22 protein-coding genes are annotated in these 22,624 nt (G+C 55.5%); 8 read left to right on the top strand and 14 right to left on the bottom strand.

Features of this window, described 5'->3' with window-relative positions; all coding sequences use genetic code 11:
• Window position 1: 1 nt before the first annotated feature.
• Genes I2C21_RS08570 through I2C21_RS08555 form a run of 4 tightly spaced genes read right to left on the bottom strand, consistent with a single transcriptional unit; the run spans window position 2 to window position 4,120 of the window.
• A complete protein-coding gene (locus I2C21_RS08570; protein ID WP_195279018.1) occupies window positions 2–922 on the bottom strand; it encodes a zinc ribbon domain-containing protein in 921 nt (306 codons plus the stop codon).
• Window positions 923–936: 14 nt separating this feature from the next.
• Window positions 937–2,193 carry a hypothetical protein gene (locus I2C21_RS08565; protein WP_195279017.1) on the bottom strand — a complete coding sequence of 419 codons (1,257 nt, stop codon included), beginning with the start codon at window positions 2,191–2,193 and terminating at the stop codon, window positions 937–939.
• Between the two features lie 14 nt (window positions 2,194–2,207).
• Entirely contained in the window at window positions 2,208–3,470 is a 1,263-nt protein-coding gene (locus tag I2C21_RS08560; RefSeq protein WP_195279016.1) for a zinc ribbon domain-containing protein, read from the bottom strand.
• Between the two features lie 2 nt (window positions 3,471–3,472).
• Window positions 3,473–4,120 (bottom strand): serine/threonine protein kinase, encoded by a 648-nt coding sequence (locus I2C21_RS08555; RefSeq protein WP_207724984.1) that lies wholly within the window; start codon window positions 4,118–4,120, stop codon window positions 3,473–3,475.
• A gap of 165 nt (window positions 4,121–4,285) precedes the next feature.
• Here I2C21_RS08555 and I2C21_RS08550 point away from each other — a divergent pair, with 165 nt between their 5' ends.
• The gene (locus I2C21_RS08550) at window positions 4,286–4,714 is read left to right on the top strand and encodes a helix-turn-helix domain-containing protein (RefSeq protein ID WP_328821079.1); all 429 of its coding nucleotides are present in this window, start codon (window positions 4,286–4,288) and stop codon (window positions 4,712–4,714) included.
• A 138-nt stretch (window positions 4,715–4,852) separates the two neighbouring features.
• Here the strand turns inward: I2C21_RS08550 and I2C21_RS08545 are convergent, their stop codons facing one another.
• The 10 genes from I2C21_RS08545 to I2C21_RS08500 all read right to left on the bottom strand — a co-directional run bounded on the left by I2C21_RS08545 (window position 4,853) and on the right by I2C21_RS08500 (window position 14,120).
• Window positions 4,853–5,923 (bottom strand): FUSC family protein, encoded by a 1,071-nt coding sequence (locus I2C21_RS08545; protein ID WP_195279015.1) that lies wholly within the window; start codon window positions 5,921–5,923, stop codon window positions 4,853–4,855.
• Window positions 5,910–6,362, bottom strand: a complete 453-nt coding sequence (locus tag I2C21_RS08540) for a MarR family winged helix-turn-helix transcriptional regulator (protein ID WP_207724983.1) — start codon at window positions 6,360–6,362, stop codon at window positions 5,910–5,912. Before I2C21_RS08540 ends, I2C21_RS08545 begins: the two co-directional genes overlap by 14 nt.
• A 168-nt stretch (window positions 6,363–6,530) precedes the next feature.
• Window positions 6,531–7,850, bottom strand: a complete 1,320-nt coding sequence (locus I2C21_RS08535) for an MATE family efflux transporter (protein ID WP_193538773.1) — start codon at window positions 7,848–7,850, stop codon at window positions 6,531–6,533.
• A 179-nt stretch (window positions 7,851–8,029) separates the two neighbouring features.
• A complete protein-coding gene (locus I2C21_RS08530) occupies window positions 8,030–9,112 on the bottom strand; it encodes a uroporphyrinogen decarboxylase family protein (RefSeq protein ID WP_195279014.1) in 1,083 nt (360 codons plus the stop codon).
• 15 nt (window positions 9,113–9,127) lie between these two features.
• Complete coding sequence (locus I2C21_RS08525) at window positions 9,128–9,880, bottom strand: amino acid ABC transporter ATP-binding protein (protein WP_101692107.1); 753 nt, start codon at window positions 9,878–9,880, stop codon at window positions 9,128–9,130.
• Window positions 9,881–9,889: 9 nt separating this feature from the next.
• A complete protein-coding gene (locus tag I2C21_RS08520) occupies window positions 9,890–10,561 on the bottom strand; it encodes an amino acid ABC transporter permease (RefSeq protein ID WP_207724982.1) in 672 nt (223 codons plus the stop codon).
• 101 nt (window positions 10,562–10,662) lie between these two features.
• Window positions 10,663–11,508: a transporter substrate-binding domain-containing protein gene (locus tag I2C21_RS08515; protein ID WP_195279013.1), complete on the bottom strand. Its 846-nt coding sequence runs from the start codon at window positions 11,506–11,508 to the stop codon at window positions 10,663–10,665.
• Between the two features lie 150 nt (window positions 11,509–11,658).
• Entirely contained in the window at window positions 11,659–12,432 is a 774-nt protein-coding gene (locus I2C21_RS08510) for a uroporphyrinogen decarboxylase family protein (protein WP_286167239.1), read from the bottom strand.
• Between the two features lie 4 nt (window positions 12,433–12,436).
• Window positions 12,437–13,465: a uroporphyrinogen decarboxylase family protein gene (locus tag I2C21_RS08505; RefSeq protein ID WP_195279011.1), complete on the bottom strand. Its 1,029-nt coding sequence runs from the start codon at window positions 13,463–13,465 to the stop codon at window positions 12,437–12,439.
• 7 nt (window positions 13,466–13,472) lie between these two features.
• Window positions 13,473–14,120 carry a cobalamin B12-binding domain-containing protein gene (locus I2C21_RS08500; protein WP_193538740.1) on the bottom strand — a complete coding sequence of 216 codons (648 nt, stop codon included), beginning with the start codon at window positions 14,118–14,120 and terminating at the stop codon, window positions 13,473–13,475.
• A gap of 278 nt (window positions 14,121–14,398) precedes the next feature.
• Between I2C21_RS08500 and I2C21_RS08495 the strand changes: the two genes are divergently transcribed.
• The 7 genes from I2C21_RS08495 (at window position 14,399) to I2C21_RS08465 (ending at window position 22,624) form a co-directional block, all read left to right on the top strand.
• Window positions 14,399–15,865 (top strand): ASKHA domain-containing protein, encoded by a 1,467-nt coding sequence (locus I2C21_RS08495; RefSeq protein ID WP_195279010.1) that lies wholly within the window; start codon window positions 14,399–14,401, stop codon window positions 15,863–15,865.
• A complete protein-coding gene (locus I2C21_RS08490; protein WP_195279009.1) occupies window positions 15,866–16,786 on the top strand; it encodes a CobW family GTP-binding protein in 921 nt (306 codons plus the stop codon).
• A 404-nt stretch (window positions 16,787–17,190) separates the two neighbouring features.
• The gene (locus I2C21_RS08485; protein WP_195279008.1) at window positions 17,191–17,862 is read left to right on the top strand and encodes a cyclase family protein; all 672 of its coding nucleotides are present in this window, start codon (window positions 17,191–17,193) and stop codon (window positions 17,860–17,862) included.
• A gap of 64 nt (window positions 17,863–17,926) precedes the next feature.
• On the top strand, window positions 17,927–19,003 hold the full coding sequence (locus tag I2C21_RS08480; RefSeq protein WP_186964179.1) for a substrate-binding domain-containing protein: 1,077 nt from the start codon (window positions 17,927–17,929) through the stop codon (window positions 19,001–19,003).
• 106 nt (window positions 19,004–19,109) lie between these two features.
• Complete coding sequence (locus tag I2C21_RS08475) at window positions 19,110–20,648, top strand: sugar ABC transporter ATP-binding protein (RefSeq protein WP_195279007.1); 1,539 nt, start codon at window positions 19,110–19,112, stop codon at window positions 20,646–20,648.
• On the top strand, window positions 20,638–21,663 hold the full coding sequence (locus tag I2C21_RS08470) for an ABC transporter permease (protein WP_186964177.1): 1,026 nt from the start codon (window positions 20,638–20,640) through the stop codon (window positions 21,661–21,663). Before I2C21_RS08475 ends, I2C21_RS08470 begins: the two co-directional genes overlap by 11 nt.
• A gap of 1 nt (window position 21,664) precedes the next feature.
• Window positions 21,665–22,624 (top strand): ABC transporter permease, encoded by a 960-nt coding sequence (locus tag I2C21_RS08465; RefSeq protein WP_101692096.1) that lies wholly within the window; start codon window positions 21,665–21,667, stop codon window positions 22,622–22,624.

The following is a 22,624-nucleotide window of genomic DNA, read 5'->3' as shown; positions in this document are numbered from 1 at the left end:
CTTATCCCCCGTTCCCCTGATGATCCAGCATGGTGTAGCCCAGCAGGTTGTAGTCCTGGTCCAGCAGCAGGTAGCACCGCCAACGGCCCTCCTTGGGGAGAAACTCCTCCAGCCGCTCCATCTCCTGGCACTGGCGCTCCAGCTCCGGGCTGTGGAGGGTGTGCCACAGGGAGTAGATCTGGGCATCGTCCTTCCGCAGCACTGGGCCCTGGCTGGTGTCGAAGCCCTTTAAGAACCACACCGCCCCGGAGGAGGGAATCTCCTCCGGAGAGATGTAAGTGGAGAAATCATCTTCCCAGTTGCCCTCAAAGGCGGCCAGCTCCTCTTCGTAGAGTTCCGTGAAGTCATAGTCGCAGTTTACCACGTCCATCTGCCACTTGCCGTCCCCCAGGCTGGTGGGGGAGCCAATGAAGTAGCCCATCAGGTGGGTGTTGCTGTCAAAGATCAGCAGAGCCACCCGGTTGTTGGAGTCGTTCCCCGCGCTGTACATCCCCCGCTCCCCCACGGCGCTCTGGGCTCCCCGGGAGGATACCAGCAGGGCCATCTGGAAGCTGTCCACCAGGTAGTCGTCGATGTTGTCGCTGGTCTTGATGGTGGTGCCGAAGTCAATGCAGGTCAGGGTGGGGAAGAACTCCTCCAGATATTCGGGGGTGACCGTCACCATGCCGTCTTCGTCCTCCTGAAAAACCACGGCCGTGGTCTCCCCGGCGGGGAGGCCGGTGGGGGAATCGTGCAGCAGTACCCAGCCTGCCGCCGCTGCCGCCGCCAGAATTACCAGCAGCAGAACCCATTTCAGGCCCTTACGCCACAGGTGGGGGGGAACGGCGGCCGCTTTCCGGGTGCGGATGCTCTGGGCGCAGTGGGGACAGAAGGAGGCATCTGCCGGCAGGGGCGCGCCGCAGTGTGGGCAGTTATGTTCCATAAAGAACCTCTCTTTCATTCAAAGATGACATGTACCGTGCTGAGAATGTTGTCGGTGGCATTGAGGATATCCTCCTCGTTGCCGGAGAAACGGGACTGGGCCAGGCGGATGGTATGATTGCTTGGTACCCGGACCAGATCCATGCCTATTCCATTGTTTACAAAGGTGTTGCCGGTAAAATCGGTGTAGTTAAAATAGGTCCCGGCGCTGTCAAAGCGCAGGCCAACCCCGTTGTCTTCGAACCAGCAGTCGATGGGATCGGCCCAGTTCTCTCCGCCGATCAGCATGCCCACGTCCCAGCCCGTGAAGCGGCAGTCCTTCACCCGGTAGTCGGCCTCGATGGTAAGGCCGGTGCCCGAGCCGTTCCCCTGGAAGTCGATGTTTTGGACCGAGGTCAGGGAATTCTGCTCCGGCGAGAGGACCACCGGCCCCAGGAAAGAGGTGCGCCGGCCCTGCTCGTCTGTGGAGCCGGAGAGCTGGATGGCCCGCCGGTCAATGGTGAGTCTGCCCTGATACTGGACCGGGGGCAGGTGGAGGTGGATCACGGTGGGCAGGGAGACCTCCTCCTGGAGGCGGTCCACCAGGGCCTGGAGGTCCTCGATGGTGTCCATATCATAGTCCTCCGGGTAACAGTGGAGGGAGTCCACCGGCTGGAGGTTCAGGGTCTGCCACAGAAAGATGGTATCCCCGTTTTTCATGGTGATGGTCCACTCCATCTCCACCGGCCCCCGGCTCTGACCGGTGAACTCCAGCGAGGAGACCAGCAGACCCTCGGACAGTTCCTCACCACGGATGGGGGGCTGGCAGATCACAGGGGAGGGATTGTCCGGCGGCTGAAATACCCGGACCTGAACGGACTGGGTGTGTTGATAAAACATCTGCCCTGCATCCGTTCCGCTGTCCTGGTGGAAGATAAAGAGCTTGGAGGCGCGCTCATAGAAACCGTCCGCCTCTACCGGCATGGTGCGTTCTGCCTCCGGGGTGGGGAGGTTGCGGAAGGTGAGCAGCAGGCGATAGTCTTGACCGTTCAGATGGTAAATCAGCTCCCCAGAGGCATTGTATACGTCTGGAGTGGCGGCGTCATATAGTAAAACCGCGGCCGCTGCCAGAGCGGCCAAGATCAACAGCCGAAGGGCACGCTTCAAAGGGCCCATCCACCGGCGAACAGGTACATCCACCTCCTGACGGGGGCGGATGCTCCGGGCACAGTAGGGGCAGAAGGAGGCACCTGACCACAGGGACGCACCGCAGTGGGGACAGTCGTGCTTCATAGGGATTCTCCCGTTTACTCAAAGGTGGCGTAAGTGGTATCAATGACATGGCCGGTGGGGTTATTGATGTTGGCGTTGTTACCGGAGAACCGGCAGCCGGAGAAGTAGATGGTCTGCGTACCAGGTACTTGCAGCAGATTTACCGCCATCTGGTTGCGGAGAAAGGTGTTGCCCTCAAAATCGGTACAGTTCACATAGGAGCCCGCGCTGTGGAAGCACAGTCCCACGTCATTGTCCTCAAAGGAGCACCCCACCGGGTCGGCCCAGTCTTCCCCGCCCACCAGCATTCCAGTGTCCCAACCGGTGAAGAGGCAGTTGCGCACCCGGCAGTCGGCCTCAATGGTGAGGCCGGTGTCAGAGCCACTGCCACGAAAGTCAATGTTTTCGATGATGGTCAGGGGGTCCTGCTCCGGCCGGATGACCACCGGCCCCAAAAAGGCGGTGCGCATATTCTTCTCATCCACCGAGCCGGAGAGCTGGATGGACCGCTTGTCAATGGTGAGCCCTCCCTCATAATGGACCGGAGGCAGGTGGAGTCGCACCACCGTGGGCAGGGGGACCTCCTCCTGGATCTGGTCCACCAGGGCCTGGAGGTCCTCGATGGTGTCCATGTCGTAGTCCTCCGGGTAGTAGTGGATAGTGTCCACCGGCTCAAAGGCCAGCGTTTGTCGGAGAAGGATGGTGTCCCCGTTTTTCATGTCAATGCGCCACTCTACCTCCACCGGTCCCTGGCTCGTTCCGGTAAAATCCAGCGTGGAGACCAGCAGGCTGCCGGCGTTATCGTCGGAAAAGAGCGGCGCATGGCAGATGACCGGAGAGGCGTTGTCCGGCTGGAGCATCCGGACCTGGCAGGAGTCGATCTGCTGGTTAAACATCCGCCCCGCGTCGATCCCGGTGTCCACGTGGGTAATGATCAGCTTGGAGGAGCGTTGATAGCTTTCGTCCGACTCCACCTGTACGGTGTATTCCGGCTCCGGAGTACCGTCGTTGCGGAAGCTGACCGCCAGGTGGTAGTCGCTGCCGTCCATCTCATAGATAAGCTCCCCATAGGCGTCGTACACGTCGGGTGTGACGGCGTCATACAGCAAAATCAAGGCCGCGATCAGAGCGGCCGCCGCCAGCAGAAGCCCGGCCCGTCTCAGTGGCCGCAGCCATCGGCGGATGGGTACGAACACCGCCTGCCGGGGATGGAGATCCTTTGCGCAGTAGGGGCAGAAAGAGGCGCCATCCGGAAGGGAGGCGCCGCAGTGGGGGCAGGGCTTTGCCGGCCCGGGCATCCTCAGAGAGCCTCCATCAGCCGCAGCACGTTTTTATAGCGGTGCTGGGGGTTGACGTGGGTACAGCGGTCCACGATGCGGCCCATTTTGCCCCCCGCCAGCTTTTTGGAGGGGTGTTCCCCGGTGAGCATGACGTTGATGAGCACGCCCAGGGAGTAGATGTCGGTGCGGATATCCGACTGGGACAGGCCGTACTGTTCCGGGGCGGCAAAGCCGGTGGTGCCCAGGATCTGGGTATCCATCTCATTCTCCGGCTTGTGCAGGCGGGCGGCATCAAAGTCGATGAGCACCGCCTGATCTCCCCGGAGGATGATATTCTCCGGCTTCACATCCCGGTGGACTGCGCCGATGGAGTGGAGGACCCACAGGGCATGGCACACCTGAATGACCACTTTTTTGGTCTCCTCCGGGGAAAAAAGTCCGCCCTCCAGCAGAAAGCCCAGGGTATCGCCCGCGATAAATTCCTCCACCACCAGGTTTTCGCTCCCCAGGCTCGCCACCTCAAACACCGTGGGCAGATTGGGACAGGTGTAGTCCAGTAATTTGTAATAGACCTCCGGATTGCCGGTGAACTGCCGGAGGATGAAGCGCTGGCCGGAGGCTTTGTGACGGATGAGCTGAACGCTGCCCCGGTCGCTCTGCTTGAGCATGCGCACAGGGTCGTATTCTTCTTCGAGACGATGTTGCAACCAAGTATAAATGGAAATCACCCCAAAATCAGAGACACTATGCAGTGTGCATATTGTTATCAATCACAAAATGTTGTAGATTTAGTATATACAATCTGACCATGGAAGTAAAGAGGGGGGGGATCTGTGGTGAAAGAAAAGACCACTGACGACCTCCGGCAGGAATTGATGACCCAGCCGGATATTGATTCTTATATCAAAGAAAATCAGGAGTTTTTCTGTGACTGGAGCGTCTCGGAACTCCTGGGACAGCTGTATGAAAAGAGCGGCCTTTCCAAGGCGGGACTGGCCCGCAAGGCCGGGATGAGTGAGGTGTACCTCCATCAGATCTTTTCCGGGCGGAGGAAACCGTCCCGGGATCGGCTGCTCTGTCTGTGCATCGGCCTGGATGCAACGCTGGATGAGACCCAGCGCCTGCTCAAGCAGGCGGCCTATGCCCAGGTCTATCCCAAAAATAAGCGGGATGCCATCATCAGCCACGGGATCATTCACCATACGCCGTTGAGTGCCATCAACGACAAGCTGTTCGCCGAGAATGAGAGGACCCTGTTCTAAATAGGAATGGGCCGCAGACAATTATTTTCGGGAAGAGAGAAAATGCCAGGGACCCGCTGTAAGGGCGGGACCCTGGCATTTTGATGTTTTGGCTGTATGGGTGCACCGGGCGCCCAATCGCAGAAAGGGCGTTCCAGGTCAGGAGGGTTGCTCTTCCGGCGCGGGGAGAAACTTTGCGGCGACCACTTTGTGAAAGAGAAGGGCAAAGAGCAGTCCAAACGCCACGCCCAGGAAGGTATTGACGATGCGGAGCAGGACGGCCTGCTGGACACCGTAAATACCGGCACCCAACATCAGTGCGCCGAAGCAATTCATCGCCGTTTTGTAGCGGTAATCGGTGCAGAAGCCCAGGCACAGTCCCCCCAGCGGACCGAGCAGGGAATGCAGCACCTCAGGGGTGAGCTGATAGAGTATAAAAAACAGACAGGAGCCTGCAACGGCGCCCACGATACGCTGCCGGAAGCGGAGAGTAGTATCATGAGAGTAGGGATACTGGGAGAGTAGGGATGCACAGGCAAAGCCGATCCACATGAAGCGCTCCATTCCCCAGATCTGTCCCGCCGATAATGCCAGGCTGACCCCCAGGGCCATGCGCAGCTGCCAGAGATGGACGGGATTCGAGAGGCTGAACTTCCGCACCACATGGTGAAAGCGGATCTTTTTGTGCAGCTCCCGGTGTTTGGCAAAGAGGATCGCGCCGCAGATGAGGTAGCCCACCAAGGCAAGCATGCCGCGGCGGACAAGGGCCTCGCCGCTGACCGGATTGCCGGTCAGATAGACGTAGGCGAAACTGTACAGACCGCCATTTCCCAGCTCCGGCCGTTGGGTGGTGATATACAGCAGTCCAAAGAAGGCCGCAAAATGGAGCGGGATCAGGCCTACCGGAGGGATCACGGCCGCTGCACTGGGGGCCAGCACCAGGATGGCAAGGGCGATTGCCAGTGTGAAGAGGGAATCACCGACACAGTATTTAAAATTGACAAAGCGCAGGCCCAGCATGATACAGAATAACGCTACGGCCATGGCGGTGTTATCCGCGCCGAAGATGCCGGACAGGAGGCTGATAAATACAATGGCAAAGGCCACGATGAGCACGGAGCGCACCGTGATTGCCAACCAATAATAATTCTTTTCCTGCAGCGTTTCACAGGCGGCGATCTTTCGCTTTAGAATGGACGGGTCCATCTGTAAGGCATCATAAAATTTCATGGTCAAGGTGCTTGTTCGGTCCTTTCTCGATCTGTGCGGCCAGTTGATCGGTATGAGATAGAAATTGCTCAAATACGTCTCCTGTGCTGCGCCACAGGTCGTAAAAGGGCTGTAAAATGCTCTCATATCCCTTTTTCAGTTCAGACAGGCCGGATTCGGTGATAAAAAGACGATAGCTTCGCTCATCCTCCGCCTGGCGCTCCTTGCGGACGCAGCCCTTTTCAAAGAGCGACTTCAGGCAGCGGCTCACCGCTTCCTTCTTCATGCCGCTCCCCTCGCTGAGCAGGAAAGGGGTATTTTGCCCGGGATTCAAATAGAGTCTTGCCAACAGCTCACATTCACTGGCCGTCAGGGTGGACTGCCGTGCCGGCAGCAGTGCCCGCACGACCTTTTGCAGCTGCTGCTGATAGTGCGCCATATCGGTCCATTCGATCTGCATAGATATCCCTCTTCTATATAGTTAACGTTGTTAAGTATATAGCCCGTATTTTGACCTGTCAAGAGGACCGTGCCGTATTCTTGCAGAACAGCAAAATTTTTTACACAAAAAACCCGGCTGTGCAGAGAGGCACAGCCGGGTTTTACTTTGGGTTGAACGGACCGCAGCTCAAAAATGGCTGTGGAGCCAGTCGGCCCGGTGGTAATAGATCCAAAAGGCAATGGAGCTGAGCAGCCAGGTGAGGGGGTAGACCCAATAGACCATTTGGATGCTCTGGGTCAGCGGAACGGTGATGGTGAGGAACGTCACCCGGACCACGCACCAGAAGACCAGCATGACGGCCATGGGGATCATGGCCTTTCCGGAGCCGCGCAGCAGGGCGGAAATGGAGTGGGAGTAGGCCAGCAGGAAGAAGAAGAGCGCAGAGGTGCGGGCCTTCTCGATGCCGAAGCGGATGACCTCCGGGTTGGAGTCAAAAGCGGCGATGAGCTGCGGCGCAAAGACAAAGACCAGCACGCCGATGATCTCGGCCAGGATGACCGTGGTCCAAATGCCAAAACGCGCCCCCTTTTTGGCGCGCTCCAGCTGTCCGGCTCCCAGGTTCTGGCCGGTGAAAGTGGTGAGTGCCATGGTGAAGCTGGTGATGGGGAGAAATCCGAACCCTTCGATTTTGGAATAGGCCCCGCAGCCGGCCATGGCGATCTCCCCAAACACATTGATGTTGGATTGGACCACCACGTTGGCAAAGGCGATGATGGAGTTTTGCAGGCCGGAGGGGAGCCCCAGCCGGATGATCTGCCGCAGCATTTCGCCGTCAAAGCGGATTTTGGACAGATACAGGCGATAGCAGTCCTGGGTACGCACCAGCTGGATGAGGCAGAGAACGGCACTGACCAGCTGAGAGATGACCGTGGCGATGGCCGCCCCCTCCACCCCCATGTGGAAGGGCCCGATGAATACCAGGTCCAGCACAATGTTGATAAGAGAGGAGATGATCAGATAATAGAGCGGATGGCGGCTGTCTCCCACCGCCTGGAGGATACCAACCGAAACGTTGTAAAGGACAAAACCGAGGGAGCCGGCAAAGTAAAGCCGCAGGTAGAGCACAGAGTCCCCCATGACATTCTGGGGCGTAGCCATCCATAAGAGGATCTGTGGCGAGAGGAGCATCCCCACCAGGGTCATAACCACACCGGCGGCCAAACCGAAGGCCACGGTGGTATGGATGGCCAGACGCATGTGGTCGTAGTCCTTGGCACCGAAATACCGGGCGATGACCACCCCTGCGCCGATGGAGACGCCGCTCAGAAAGCCGATGAGCATGAAGATAAGGCTGCTGGAGGAGCTGACCGCGGCCAGCGCGTTGCTGCCCAGAAAGTTGCCCACAATCAGGGAGTCGGCGGTGTTATAGAGCTGCTGAAAGAGATTGCCGAAGAAGATGGGCAGCGCAAAAAGGGTGATGCTTTTGCGAATGGAGCCGTTGAGCATGGAGGCAGTGCGTTCCTGCTGCAAGTCATGTCCCTCCCGGTACGTCGATCTCCTGTCCGGCAGAGCCGACAGGTACACGGCCCATTATAGGACCCTTTTCCACATTGCGCAAGGGCGTGGGGAAAATCGGCGGAGAAGAGGATAGAGCGAACCGGGCTTTTCAGCGGAATGTGAACGGCTTAATTGGGAGATTCACTGGGATCATATGCACCCAGCTCTCTTGCGGCTTTTAGCATGGCATAAAAGTTGGCCGGCGGGGTCAGGTAACTGATGGTACACTCAGGCGTAAGCACAAAGCCGCCGGGGAAATACTTCATTTTCTTTAAAATAGCCGCGCATTCCGCATAAACTTCTTCCGGCGTTCCATTTTGAAGGGTAATGCTGCGTACGTTTCCGCCCAAAATAAAATCAGGACCCATGACTTTTCCCAGATACTCCAGATCGGTCTCAGCGCCCACCGTAATCAGAGTTCTTCCGTGGAAGGGGATGTTTGCCTTGATAATGGGGAGATTTTTATCATGACGGCCGCACAGATGCAGGCCCGTAATGGGGATCTTCCACTCCCGATACGTTTCAAAGATCTCCACCAGATAGGGCAGACAAAAGGTTTCAAACTGGCGCGGGGAGAGAAGTGCATTGGACTCCAATGGACAGGCCATTCCGGCGCCCAGAGGTTCTGGTCCAAACTCATCCAGGTATGCCTGAGCCAAAAAATAGATATAATCCGTGGCAAAACGCATGAGGCGGTGGACCAGCTCGGGTTTCTTGATCATCCAGCGGACCATATTTTCTGCGCCGACCAAGTACTGCACCACACTGGTGGGGGAACCGGCAAATACAGAGACGCCCTCTCCGTTGCGATAGCAGATCCGGTTGAACTCCAGGATGCGTTTGGCATCAAATGTCTCATCAATGCTGCGCGGCAGGGTGAGCTTTTCCACATCGGCCTCTGTTGGAGCGGCCAAGCGGGACGCATAGGGCAGAGAAAGCCGGGGCTCCTGCGGAATGACGACCTCGCCGCCTGGAAAATCGCCGGCGATTCCAGAGGACACGTCATAGCATTTTCCGCCGTCATAGCCGAACAGTTCCTGACACCAGATTTGGCTGCGGTATGCATTCTCGGGGAAATTATACCACTCGTAAGTTGACATTCCGCACATGACACCGGCAAAGGCCTCCATATGGGGGATGACCGGGACCCGGTCCGGGCGCTTTCCTGCAAACAGACATGCCATGCGTTCGCTGCTCGTCATTCTATCCATTGTTCCCTCCTATGGTCATTGGTCGGAGATGGGCTGATGCTCCATGATGTTGAGAAACTGACGAATGCGCTCTTGCTTTGGGTGGTCCAGAATCTCATCGGGCCGACCATCGGCGGCAATCTCGCCGCCGTCCATAAAGAGCACACGACTGGCCACACTGCGTGCAAAGCCGATCTCATGGGTTACGACCAGCATGGTGGACCCCTCACGGGCCAGCTCCTGCATGACACGCAGGACTTCTCCAACCAGCTCAGGGTCCAGCGCTGAGGTCGGTTCATCAAAGAGAATGACATCCGGATTTACGGCCAATGCACGGGCGATGGCCACGCGCTGCTGCTGTCCGCCGGATAGCTTTGAGGGATAGAAGTCTTTCCGCTCCTCCATGCCCACTTTCTGGAGCAGCTTGAGGGCGGTTTCCATCGCCTCGGACTTGGGGCGGCGGTGGACCGTGATCAGTGCTTCGGCTACATTTTCCAACGCAGTCATATTTCGAAACAGATTGTAATTTTGGAATACCATGGCCAGGTGTTTTCGTAGGGCAAGTACATCCTGCTTCCGGTATTTCTGGGCATCCACCCGCACATCACCCACGGTTATAATGCCGCTGGTGGGAGTGACTAGGTAATTCAAACAGCGCAGCAGGGTGGATTTTCCGGTGCCGGAAGGGCCCAGTATGGCAACCACATCGCCCTGCTCGATGCGCAGGTTGATGTCCTTCAATACCTGCGTGGGTCCAAAATTTTTATAGAGATGTTCAATTTGAATCATTTTATTTCCTCACTGATAGACATTCAGAGCTTTTTCCAGTTTGCGCTGGAGAAAACTGAGGATGATAGAAAGAATCCAATAGATTATGGCCACATCCAAATAAATCTCGAAGAAATTGAACTGACGGCTGCCCTCGTAAATACCGCAGGCCATCATTTCGGTGACACCGATCGTAAATGCGATGGAGGTTCCCTTGATCAGATCGATCAGGGAATTAAACAGGGAAGGCAATGCCACCCGCATGGCTTGGGGGAATACAATGCGGCGCATGTATTGCAATTTGCTCATGCACAGCGATTCGGCCGCCTCGATCTGGCCCTGATCTACCGATGCAAAGGAAGCGCGGATCGTCTCGGACATATAGGCGCCGCTGTTCAGCGCCAGGGTAACCACGACGGCGTAGGTGGGGGAGAGTTTGGTCAAAAATTGATTTAAGGTAAAAATACCAAAGTAAACCAGAAAGAGCTGTGTAATCAGGGGAGTACCGCGGAAAAAGGAGACGTATAGCTGTACCAGGGGGGAGAGAATGGCGATTTTGAAATAGCGGATGAAGGCCAGCACAAGGGCGAGCGCAAAGGCGAGGACCAGTGCCAGTACGGAAAGAAACAGCGTGACCTTCGTAGCATCCAATAGGGTAGGGAACACTTCTACCATATATACAAGGTCCAATTGGTCAAACAAAACGGGATACCCCCTCAATCCATCCAGATATAAGCTAGAAAAGCGGGTGGGACAATGATTTTGTCCCACCCGTTTGTAGTGTGCTCAGTCGTTGAACGCGCTTACGCTTCGGGCTGCTCCGTCACGTCCGCCCCAAACCATTTGATAGACAGCTCTGCCAGGCTGCCATCTTCGCGCATGTCGTTGATGGTATCGTTTGCCATCTGGCGCAGGTCCTCATTGGTACCCTTGAGGAAGGGGAAGATATCGGTTTCGGTGATTCCGTTATAACCGCTGACCTTCAGTCCGGAGACATCGCCGTTCTTGATCAGGTAAGAACCCTGGGGGATGGAGATGCCGACCGCATCCAGACGGCCCAGACGCACATCCTCATAGGCGGCTGCCGTGTTGGAGTAGATCACCTGCTCGATTTTGCCCTCGGGATCTGCCTCGTTGTACATATCGATATCGACGCTGCCGGCGATGACACCCACGCTCTTGCCGAAAAGGTCCTCAATGCTGTTGACATCGTCGCTGTTTTCATTGATGAACCATCCGCCGGTGTACATATAGGGATCGGAGAAGTCATACTTCTCTGCACGCTCTTCCGTAGCGCTGACCTGGCAGAGGATCGTGTCGATCTTTCCAGTGTCCAGCATCGTAAAGAGACCGGCTACATCGCTGGAAATGGTATACTCCAGCTCCAGATTGTTGCGCTCGGCAATCTCCTTCCAGATATCGACCTCATAGCCGACCAGCTCGTCGCCCTCCATATAATTGAAGGGAACGTGGGCGCCATAGGCACCAATGCGGACGACCTTGCTCTCCTCATTGTTCGTCGCTTCTGCGGAGGGAGCGGGGGTAGCGGAAGTGGCGGGAGGAGTGGACTGGGAGGCACTGGAATTCGAGCAGCCAGCCAGAGCGGCTACCATCATAGCCGCAATGCCAAGAGACAACATACGCTTCATGTTCAGGAGAAACCTTCTTTCTTTCCAATTCAGACAATTTATTTTTGCCCCAAACATCTTAGCATTCTTTTTTTTGCATTTTCCAATCATTTCTATCTATAATTGGGTGCATTCTAAATTGGCGATAGCTATAAAAGGAGCAGAGGGGTTCTAGTGAAGAAGCGGCTTGGAAGGCGCTTTCACACAGCGGCACAAAAGCCGGTTTGCGGCAGCACGTCCTGGAGGAAAGGCAGAAGTTTTGGTGAGATCTGCCATGGTTAACGGACAGACCATCAGAGCGGTGCGGTCTGCGCAGTACTCAGATGCGGCCTGTAAAAAAGGCAATGTGAATAACTGCAGGATTGCCTCGGTGTAACGCGGTCCCAGAATCGTTCCGGTTCCAGCGGGGTCGGCATAGGAGATGGCATCAGCTCCGGCGCAGCAGATGGCCTCTACATATTCCAGCATCAGCGGAACCAGTTGTTCCAGAAAAGCAGAGACAGCATCCGGCTGCTTTCGCCAGGTCCGGAACAGAGAGGAGAGATCCATCAGACAGCTTAACATGGAGATGGGACCTGTGATTTGAAAGGCCACCTTATTTCCGGCGCGGTGTAATTCCTGACAGGCCGCCAGCAGATGCTGGATTTCCGGGGTGTGCACAAAGGAGCGCAGGGGAATTTGGGAGAGTGTCTCATATACATAGCGCCCGGGGCGGGGACCGGCCGCAGCATCCGCTGGCAGAATGTCCGCCCCCAGTGCCTTTGCCTCTACGGTGTGACAAAAGGGGAGAATGGCGTATCCGGTACCAGTCGTTTCCCCCATTGCCTGTGCAAGGCGGGCAATGGTTGTTTCATTCTCATAGATGCTGCTTGCCTTGATGCCCAAAGAGGAGAGCATTTCTTCGGAGATCAGATATTGATCTCGCTGACAACAATATTCCTGCATTCTCTTACGAACCCGTCCTTTTGTATGTCTGGACAGTCTGTACCATTGCCTGGATATTTTGGAAAGGGGCAGTGACCGGCAGACCACATGCGGGGGAAACAATGTCGACCCCGTTCTTGAGTGCGGTCTTGGTCAGGGCAGCCACCCATTCGGGCTGCATCGTTCCCAGCGCGTGCGTGCTGATGTTGCCCATGACCGCTTTGCTGCCCAAATAAGGCCTGATTTCCTCCGGCTGGACCATGGCATCAAAACTGAACACGTCACAGTGAATCTGATCCAACAGCCCGTAAATACTGTGGAGCCTTCCGCAAATATGGACGATTTTTACCGGGGCCTCCACTGCGTCCAGAATTTGATTGATATAAGGCAGCGCATAGGTTTGAAAATGGCGGGCGCCCAAAATCTCACCGGTGCCACTGGGCTCGGAAATGCAGAGGACATCTGCTCCGGCCTCGATCTGTGCTCTGGCGTAACGGATGAGCTCGTGGGTGATCCTTTCCAGTAAATGGACACAGGTCTCCGGACTTTTCCTCATTTCCTTCAGCAGCGCCGTCATATCGACCAGAGTTCCGGCCACGCTGACGGGTCCGGTCACATTGCCGATTGTGGGAACGCCGTCATTTTCCTGCTTCAACATGCGGATTGCCTCCAGCACACAGTGCGGACGCCCCTGGGTCAGATCCATGGAGGTCAGACGGTCGGCTTCCCCGGAGGAGTGGAGCGGGCTGTATGTGACATGCGGCTCCACATGTGCGCCGCCCAGGTCTACGACAGCCCCCATGGCCTCCGCTTCTACCGTCATGCAAAACGGCACGCCGTAATTCTCAAAGCCGCCGTTTTGCCGCATGACCTTGGCCAGGGCGGCCATTTTTTGAGGATCGCAATGTGCCTCTGGCCAGAAGCTGTTTGCGGCTTCCATCGCTTCGTCTACGATCATGTTCATCATGCCGCCCGGGCAAATACAAGGGGGACGATCTGTCGTCCCCCCATGAGCGGCGTCTTGAAGGCGCTGGATGTAAGACTGTTTTTCCATCCGATGCTCACCCTACCAGACGTGCGACCAGTTTGACCGCTTCCGTTGCACTGCTGGAATATCCGTCCGCTCCAATCCGCTCTGCAAATGCGGGGGAGATCGGAGCCCCTCCCACAATGACTTTGACCTGACTGCGCAGACCGGCGGACGTAAGGGCTTCAATGACCTGACGCATATAGTCCATGGAGGTCGACATCAGGGTGGACATCGCCACCACCTGGGCATTTTCCTCTTTTACGGCGGAGACAAAGCGGTCGGCGGGCACGTCGCGCCCCAAATCCACCAGTGTATATCCGGCCGATTCCAACATGATTTTGACTAGATTTTTACCAATATCATGGGTATCTCCCTGAACGACGCCAATGATGATTTTGCACGGTTGCTTTTCCGACTCCTGTGGAAGCAGGGGCCGCAATACCTCCAGGCCGTTGTACATCGCGCTGGAGCAAATGAGCATTTCCGGAATGAAATATTCTTCCTCATCATAGAGCGTGGCGGCGCGGTTCATTCCGTCCACCAATCCAAGAAGAATGCCGTCTACCGGGTCATAGCCCTGGGAGGCGTACATGCGGGCCACATCCGCGACGGTGTCATCTTCCATTTCCAGTACACAGCGGGAAAGTTCCTTTAAAAGTCCCTCTTTACTGGTATCCATAAGGCGGTCTTCCTTTCTCTGGTTCCGCGGCAGCGTGCCGCAAGCGATGGTTGCATTTTAAGTTCATCCTAGCAAACTGTTACGATACTGTCCGATTTGTTTTATAAATATTAACGGCTTGTTTTATAAGAAATTTCGATAAAAATGGGCTGCGGCCTCCTTTTTTGGCCGGACTGATGGCCCTCGATTGACAACCGCCGGCGGAATCCCTAAAATAGCTACAGATCGTCAGAGCGATGTAGCAATATACAGAAAAATTATCCCATCGGGAGGTTACCATGCTGCGAGTCAATCCTACAGAAAGCAGTATTTTGGACCAGCTCCGGGTCCAGGGGATCCTATTGGAAAGCCCCTGCAATGGAAAAGGCGTATGCGGGAAATGCAAAGTTCGGATTTTGCGGGGAAATGCGGGGCCGCTCACAGAGACGGAGCGCAGCTTTCTTACGATGGAAGAAATAGAACAGGGGATCCGTCTGGCCTGTATGGCAGTACCGGTGGAGCCAGTGGATCTGGACCCGCTGGAGCTTTTGAAGACGGAACATACGCAAGTGCTTGGAAGCAGTGCCATGCCGGCGGTTTCCCTGCAGCCGGCAGTTACCGCGCAGCCTGTACCAAAGGACAGAGAGTGGAGGGGGAACTCGCTTGCAGAGACAATCTTACCGCCAGAGAAGCAGCCGGCCCTTACCCTGCTGCGTAGCCTTGCATCTCTGCCGGGGGATACCGAAGTGGAGGTCGTCTCCTATTTGGGGAGACCCGTGGACCTGATCCGGAGGACTCCGCTCTGGGGGATGGCGGTAGACCTGGGAACCACTACGGTGTCGGTCTCTCTGGTGGACCTGCGTACCGGGCAAGAAGTGTGTGAAGATGGCTTTGTCAATCCACAGAAGGCATTTGGACTGGATGTGCTCTCGCGGATTCAGTACACTTTGGAACATTCCACTGGAATAGCGGACCTGCAGCGCACCATTGCAGAGGCGCTGCAGAGCTGTGCAGAACGGTTGAGCCATCAGGCGGGAGGGAGCGTCAGAGATATTTTTGAAGTCTCTGTGGCGGGAAATGCGACCATGATCCACCTGCTGTTGGGGGTCCACCCGGCTTCGCTCAGCCAGACGCCATTCCGTACGGTTTTTCGGGATGCCGTCACCGTGCCGGCAGCACAGGCTGGACTACACCTCCATCCGGAGGCCGTTCTCTACTGCCTTCCGGCCGTCTCCGCCTATATTGGGGGAGACATTGTGGCTGGTGCTTTGGCCGAACGGCTGGATGAGCGGGAAGACACGGTCTTTTTTGTGGATATCGGGACAAACGGCGAGATGATCCTGTGCCGCGATCATAAATTGGTGTCCTGTTCCTGTGCGGCAGGTCCGGCGCTGGAAGGTATGAACATCGGATGCGGCATGCGCGCTGCACAGGGGGCCATTCTCTCCGGATGTCAGTGCCTGTTGGATGAGTTGAAACTGCGTCCGGAGGAGATTGACCATGTACTGGTCGCCGGGCAATTTGGGCGCCATCTCTCCCCGGAGAGTCTGGTGGGGGCAGGCCTGCTGCCCCCTGCATTTGCGTCCAAAATTTCGTATGTAGGCAATTCTTCCCGGGCGGGGGCCACCATGTGCCTGCTCTCTCAGGCAGAGCGGCAGCGTGCGCAGAGGATGGCGCGAGCGATCTCCTATGTGGACTTGTCGACCAAGTCAGGGTATGAGTCCAGCTTCTTATCCTGCATGAGTTTTGATTTGAGGGCAGATTAAATGGGAAAAATCATACTGGTATCTGGTTTTTTAGGGGCAGGGAAGACCACCTTTATTCGCCGCTTGCTGAATTGTACCGCCTCAGGTCAAAAAACGGCTCTGTTGGAAAATGAGTTTGGGACCTGCAGTGTGGATGACATTCTGCTTCAGCGCCGAGATCTTCCGGTGAGCACATTGGCCTCGGGGTGTATTTGCTGCGCTCTGTCCGGCGCTTTTGACCAGGCCATCCGTACATTGGAGCACTCATACCATCCCGATCTGCTGGTGATAGAACCCTCTGGATTAGCAGAGTTGAGTGTGCTGCTGAATACCTGCCGCAGCGTGTCGGATGAACTGGGGATAGCTCAGGTCAGGGCGATTACCATTGTCGATGCGGAGATGCATCAGACCTATGTGGAAGATATGGGGATGTTTTATCTGGACCAGATTCGACATGCGGATGCCATTATCTGCAGCAAACTGGATCTGGTGTCCCCGCAGACAGCCGGGGCCGTGTACACTTCTCTGCTGGAAGAAAATCCTGATGTCCATATCTGGGCCTGTCCATGGGATGCGCTTGATGTCTCAAGAATTTTGGAGCAGGTGTCGGGGGAAGGAGCGTCCTGTGTGCCTGTGTCGGGACACGGACATGTGCATACAGCCGAGCTGTTTACATCGGAGGTGTTTCATCCCTACCCGCCTCGCACGGCCGCGCAGTGGGAGGAAGAACTGATGAAACTGAGCGATCCTGCAAGGGGACAAATCCTGCGTGCAAAAGGCTTTTTGCCGCTGGAGGATGGTGCGTGGATACAGGCGGACTATACCCCCGGGCATGTGTATCTGCATCCCTGGGGAGCGCCCTGTGAGAGCATCTTGACGGTGATCGGCCGGAATATGAATCGTTCGGCGCTCTCAGAGCAATTTGAGAAAATAGAATCTTAAACAACAGAGGACGGAAGGTTTTCGAAAGAGAAGACCTTCCGCCTTTTTGTTTTGAGGCAGGGCTGTGTATGCTGATGGAGGATAAAACAGGCTTCTTTCTCTCCATGTACAAGGCAGGGGAGAAGCATGGCGGAAAAATGCAGAGGTAGAAGAAGACCTTTTGGCGCGGCTTAACGAGGTATGGATTTATTGCAAAAAACTTTATGAAGTATATCGTTTTTTGAAAATGTTATTTTTTGATTAATGGGAGCGAACATCTAAAAAATTTATTAAAAATCGAAAAAAATTACATTTTCATTTTTGATAAAACTGTATAGTATATTTTATAGAAAATGTCGAAAAAGATGTTTATATCTGCAAAACATATAAGCGATATGTCAAAAGTTATATGGGGGAGTGGAAAGATGTACGTACGCTTATCCTATCCGCTTGAGGCCTATGTTCCTGCCTGGCCGGGTACGCCACAGCTTCAACTGGAGCCACTTATGCAGCTCTCCGCTGGGGATGTAGCGAACACCTTTCTGCTCCATCTTCACAACCACATCGGTACACACTATGATGCCCCCAACCATTATGTAAAGGACGGATTGTCCATTTCGGAACTTCCTCTGGAGTATTTTATCTTTACATGTCCCCTCAGAGTGGAACTGCCGAAAGGGGAGCGGGAGCTTATTACGGCGGCGGATCTGGCTCCCCATCGGGAGGAGATTGCCGGGTGTGACCTTCTGCTGCTGGATACTGGTTTTTCCAGATGGCGGAGCGAGGACCCAAACAAGTATGAGTCAGAAGGTCCAGGTCTAAGCGCGGAGGCTGCTGCTTGGCTGGTGGAATACGCTCCCCACTTGCGGGCAGTGGCGGTGGATTTTGTCTCTCTGGCGTCCTATCGGGCACAGAATGACGGAAACGAGGCTCACCGGACACTGTTCCGCGGGAAGAACGGCCATTTCATCTGCGGTATTGAAGATGTCGATCTGAATCAGATCCGGAATAAGTGTGTGAAACGGGTATTTGCCATGCCCCTCTGGGTACGAGGGATAGACAGCGCGCCTGCCTCTCTCCTGGCAGAAGTGGAGTAGGTCTGGTCGAGCTGAGGCTCATCGGAGATAAAAGGAAAAGGAATCAGATGAAGGAGGAAACAAGATGAAAAAGTGGTTGTCTGGTCTGCTTGCTGCCTCAATGCTCCTCAGCCTTTGCGCCTGCGGTGCCGGTGGGGACAGCGGAGAACAGCCCTCTGGCAGCACCCCTGGCGGGACGGAAGAGAGTGAGGGCTATAAGATCGCCTTGAGTAACTCCTATGTGGGCAATGCTTGGCGCACGGCGGCAGTCAATATCTTTGATGCCTACACGGAGGATCTGGTGGAGCAGGGGGTCATTGCTAAGGCCTACTCGTCCAGCGCCGGTGATGACGTGCAGGCGCAGATCAATGAGATCCGTAACATGATGTCTGAGGGATACGACGCTATTATCTGTATCGCCGCCTCGGCCACCGGTCTCCAATCCGTACTGGAGGAGGCCGCGGAGCGCGGAATCGTGGTGGTCTGTTTTGACACCAGCGTGGATTCCGACCTGGTCTACAATGTGAATACCGATCAGTTCGAGTATGGACGCCTGCTGGCCCAGTCTCTGGCCGACCGGATGGGCGGCTCTGGAAATATCCTCTGGATCAAGGGTATCGAGGGCAACCAGGTTACCATTGACCGGACCGCCGGCATGCAGAGCGTCCTGGACAATTACCCCGACATCAAGGTGCTGGGCGAGGGCTTCGGTAAGTGGGATGACTCCACGACCGCCTCTGTCATGTCTAACCTGATGAGCGCCTACTCCTCCCAGGGAATTGACGGTATCCTGTCGGAAGGCGGCGGCGGACACGCCATCGTGCAGTCCCTGAGCGAGAATGGAATCGATCCCAAATCCATCCCCATCTCGGAGGGCGAGATGTTCAACTCCTTTATGAAGGACTGGGTGGAGCTGGACCTGGATGCCTTCTGTACGGCCCAGCCGCCCTACCTGGCTGCGGCCTCGGTGGATGTGGCTCTGAAAGTCCTGAACGGCGAGGAAGTGGATCCCATCACTTACGTGGACCTGCCCACCTGCTCTTCCAAGGAAGAGGCGGAGGAGAAGTGGTATCAGCCTGACCAGGAGGGTGGCTTTGTCTGCGACTGGACCGATGCGGACAACACCTGGAACCTGGATATCTCGGACGTGGCGCCCGACTAAATTCTGCGATACCATAACTGGATAGCGGCATGGGGGCTGTTTCAAAACCGGATTTGTTTGAGACAGTCCCCATTTTTATTTTACAGACAAAGCGAGGGATGTAGGTGTGAAACAGGAACCTATGCAGCCGGAGCGTGTTCCGCTGATCGAGACGGCCCATATCTGTAAGCGCTTCGCTGGCATCCATGCCCTGGAAGATGCGCAGCTCAAATGTTATCGGGGAGAGACTCACGTCCTCATCGGAGAGAATGGCGCGGGTAAAAGCACGATGGTCAAGATCATCTGCGGTGTGACGCAAAAGGATGAGGGCGAGATCTATATGGAGGGTGAGCGGATCGAACTGAAAAGTGCCGTGGATGCCCACCGACATAAGATCGCAGCAGTTTTCCAAGAGCTCTCCTTAATCCTGGATCTGTCCGTGGCAGAAAATATCTTTTTGGGACAGGAGCCGCTCAATCGCCTGGGCCAGATCAATTTTAAACGTATCTATCAGCAGGCCCAGGTGTTTTTACAGCAGATTGGGCTGGATCTTAACCCCAGAATGATGGTGCGAGATCTGAATCTCTGTCAGATGCAGCTGGTGGAGATTGCCAAGGCCCTTTACAAAGAGCCTGATGTCCTCATCCTGGATGAGGCCACCTCTGCCCTGGGTGAGAAAGAGGTCAAGTGGCTCTTTGCCACAATGCACCGCCTCACAAAAGAGGAGAACAAGGGTATCCTCTTCATCTCCCACCGAATGGATGAACTGCACCAGGTGGCGGACCGAGCGACCATCTTCCGTGATGCCCACTATATCATGACATTCCCCTGGGGAGAACTGAAGGACGAAGCTATCGTGGAACACATCTCGGGCAAAAAGACGGCGGAGAGCCTCTTTGAAAAACCGCTGGGTGATCCCAATGACATCGCACTGAAACTCCGGCACGTCTCGAAGGGGACCTGTCTGCACGATCTGAACTTCCAGCTTCGCCGGGGAGAGATCCTGGGCATCGCCGGACTCTCCGGACACGGGCAGGTGGAACTGCTTCACGGCCTCTTTGGAGACGGAGATTTTGACACCGGAACGGTGGAAGTCAATGGAAAGGCAGTTCGCTTGCGCAACCAGCGGGAGGCCCTCTCCCACGGGATCGTGCTGATCCCGGAGGACCGGAAAAACGACGGATTGATCCTCAGCCGTTCCATCGGGGAAAACATCACCATGATGTGCCTGAAAGAGATCGGGCGCCGGGGTGTGCTCTCCCGAAAGAAAGAGGAGAATGTCATTGCGGATGCAGTGAACCGGATGAGCATCAAGGTCTTCAGCACCCTGTTGCCGGTATCCAGCCTGAGCGGCGGCAATCAGCAGAAGGTGGTCATTGCCAAGGCACTCTCCACACAGGCGCGGATTGTTCTGCTGTCAGATCCCACCCGTGGCATCGATATCGGAACGAAAAATGAGATCTATCAGTTGATGACAGAGCTGACCAAAAATGGCTATTCTGTCGTATTCTACTCCACCGAGATGGCCGAGCTTCTGATGCTGTGTAACCGTGTGTTGGTATTTTACGAGGGACGGATCGCTGCAGAACTGGAGGGCGACCAGGTGACCGAACGGAATATCATCGCTCAATCCATTGGCGTGGGAGGCGCAGACCATGAAGAATGAACGGGCAAAAATCTTTTTGAGACGGAACGCAGAGGGCGTCGTGGCCTACTGTGTTTTGTTCGTGGTACTGGTGCTGTTTGCTGCGAATCAGGCAGACTTCTTTACGGTATATGGTCCACAATCTATTTTCAACCAAGTCATCACGCTCTGTATTGCGGCGCTGGGACAGACCGTCATTATTCTGACCTCCGGCATTGATTTGTCGGTCGGATCGCTCATCATCTTTACAAACTGTGTGGCCGCGACCATTTTTGCGCCGGTCACCGAGGCCATGAACGGCTCTTTGGTAGGCGGCAGTGTGGTTACGATCCTGATCGTTCTGCTGATCGGCGTGCTGGCCGGGTTCTTTAACGGATGTTTTGTAGTCTATGGCCGCCTGCAGCCCATCATTGTCACACTGGCGACCGGCTCCATCTTCAGCGGAATGGCACGGTATGTCCGCCCCAGTCCCGGAGGTGATGTACCTTCCCAGTTTGCTCGCTTTTTTACCGGGAGAGTACTGGGTGTCATCCCCATGTCTGCCATCATCCTGTTCCTGGCGATTGTATGCATCTGGATCCCCTACCGTAAGAGCCGTTATGGACAGGCCCTTTACGCCATCGGCGGAAATGAAAAGGCCGCATACCTCAACGGTATTCCGATTAATCGTTCCAAACTGATTGCCTATTCTATCGCCGGACTGTGCGCCGCCATTTGCGGGATTCTGCTCACCGCACAGACTCGCTCGGGTGACCCCACAGCAGCCAACAACTTTACCAATAACTCCATCGCCGCGGCTGTGCTGGGCGGGGCCTCGCTGGCTGGCGGAAAGGGCTCTTACTTCGGCTCCATCGCGGGAGCCATGATCCTCTCCCTCATTGTGGGACTGCTGATCTTCTGGAAAATATCCTCTTACTATCAGAATCTGGTACAAGGCATTATTCTCATCCTGGCTCTCTCGGTTGGATTCCTCTCCCTGTTTTTCAAGCAGAAAAGGGAGCGTGCCAAGGTGATCGCAGAAGAGGGGAGGAATTAACATGTCGGAACAGAATGCCATTTCCCTGAAAGGAATTTTTTCCTCCAATGGCGCCCGGATCGTCCTGATGCTGGTGGCCCTCTATTTGGTTTCGGGCATCCTGGAACCCAACTATTTCCAGCCTAGCCACCTGATGTCGGTACTGGTGCTCTGCTGCTTCCTGGGTATCATCTGCATTGGACAGACCCTGATTATCCTAACGGGAGGCGCAGACCTGTCTGTGGCATACAGCGTAACCTTCTCAGCCTGTGTCTTTGCACAGACCACCAAACAGACGGGGAGCGGAGTGATCGGTTTCGCGGCAGCGCTGGCGGCAGGACTGGTCATGGGAGTGTTCAAAGGGTTTGGCGTAGCCTACCTTCGCATTACCCCCATGGTAATGACCCTGGCCACCAACTCCATTCTGATGAGCAGTACCTTCCTCTATACCCAGGGCGTCCTGAAGGGTGAGTCCACCGAACTGGTCACGGCGCTGGCCAAGGAGAGCTTTCTGGGAATTCGCTATTGTGTCATACTCTGGGTGATTCTGGGAATTGGAACGATCTTCCTATTGCGGAAGACCTCCTTTGGCCGTAAAATATATGCGGTCGGATGCAGTACACGAGTGACGGATCTATCTGGTATTCACACCCAAGGCGTTCTGATGGGCGTCTATATCATTGCATCAGTCATGATGGCCATTGCCGGCGTACTTCTGATCGGCTATCTGGGCTATCCCAACTACACCATGGGCGACAGCTATCAGCTCATCTCCATCGCGGCGGTGGTGATTGGCGGCACCTCGATTCTTGGCGGCCACGGCAGCTATCTGGGTACCATGGGCGGTGTGGTTATTATCTACCTGATCCAGAGCATTTTGATCATTTTGAACATTGCTGAGGCTGGTAAGGAGATCGTGAACGGCGCGATCATCCTCATCATCCTCCTGGCCTATGGCAGAGGAAAGAAACAAAGCGCCTGA

Origin of the sequence: Clostridium sp. J1101437_171009_A5, assembly GCF_015547905.1 — a bacterium.
GTDB classification, from domain to species: domain Bacteria; phylum Bacillota; class Clostridia; order Oscillospirales; family Oscillospiraceae; genus Pseudoflavonifractor_A; species Pseudoflavonifractor_A gallinarum.
Note: the sequence above shows the minus strand (reverse complement) of the source record. Positions and strands in the feature narration are given on the sequence as shown.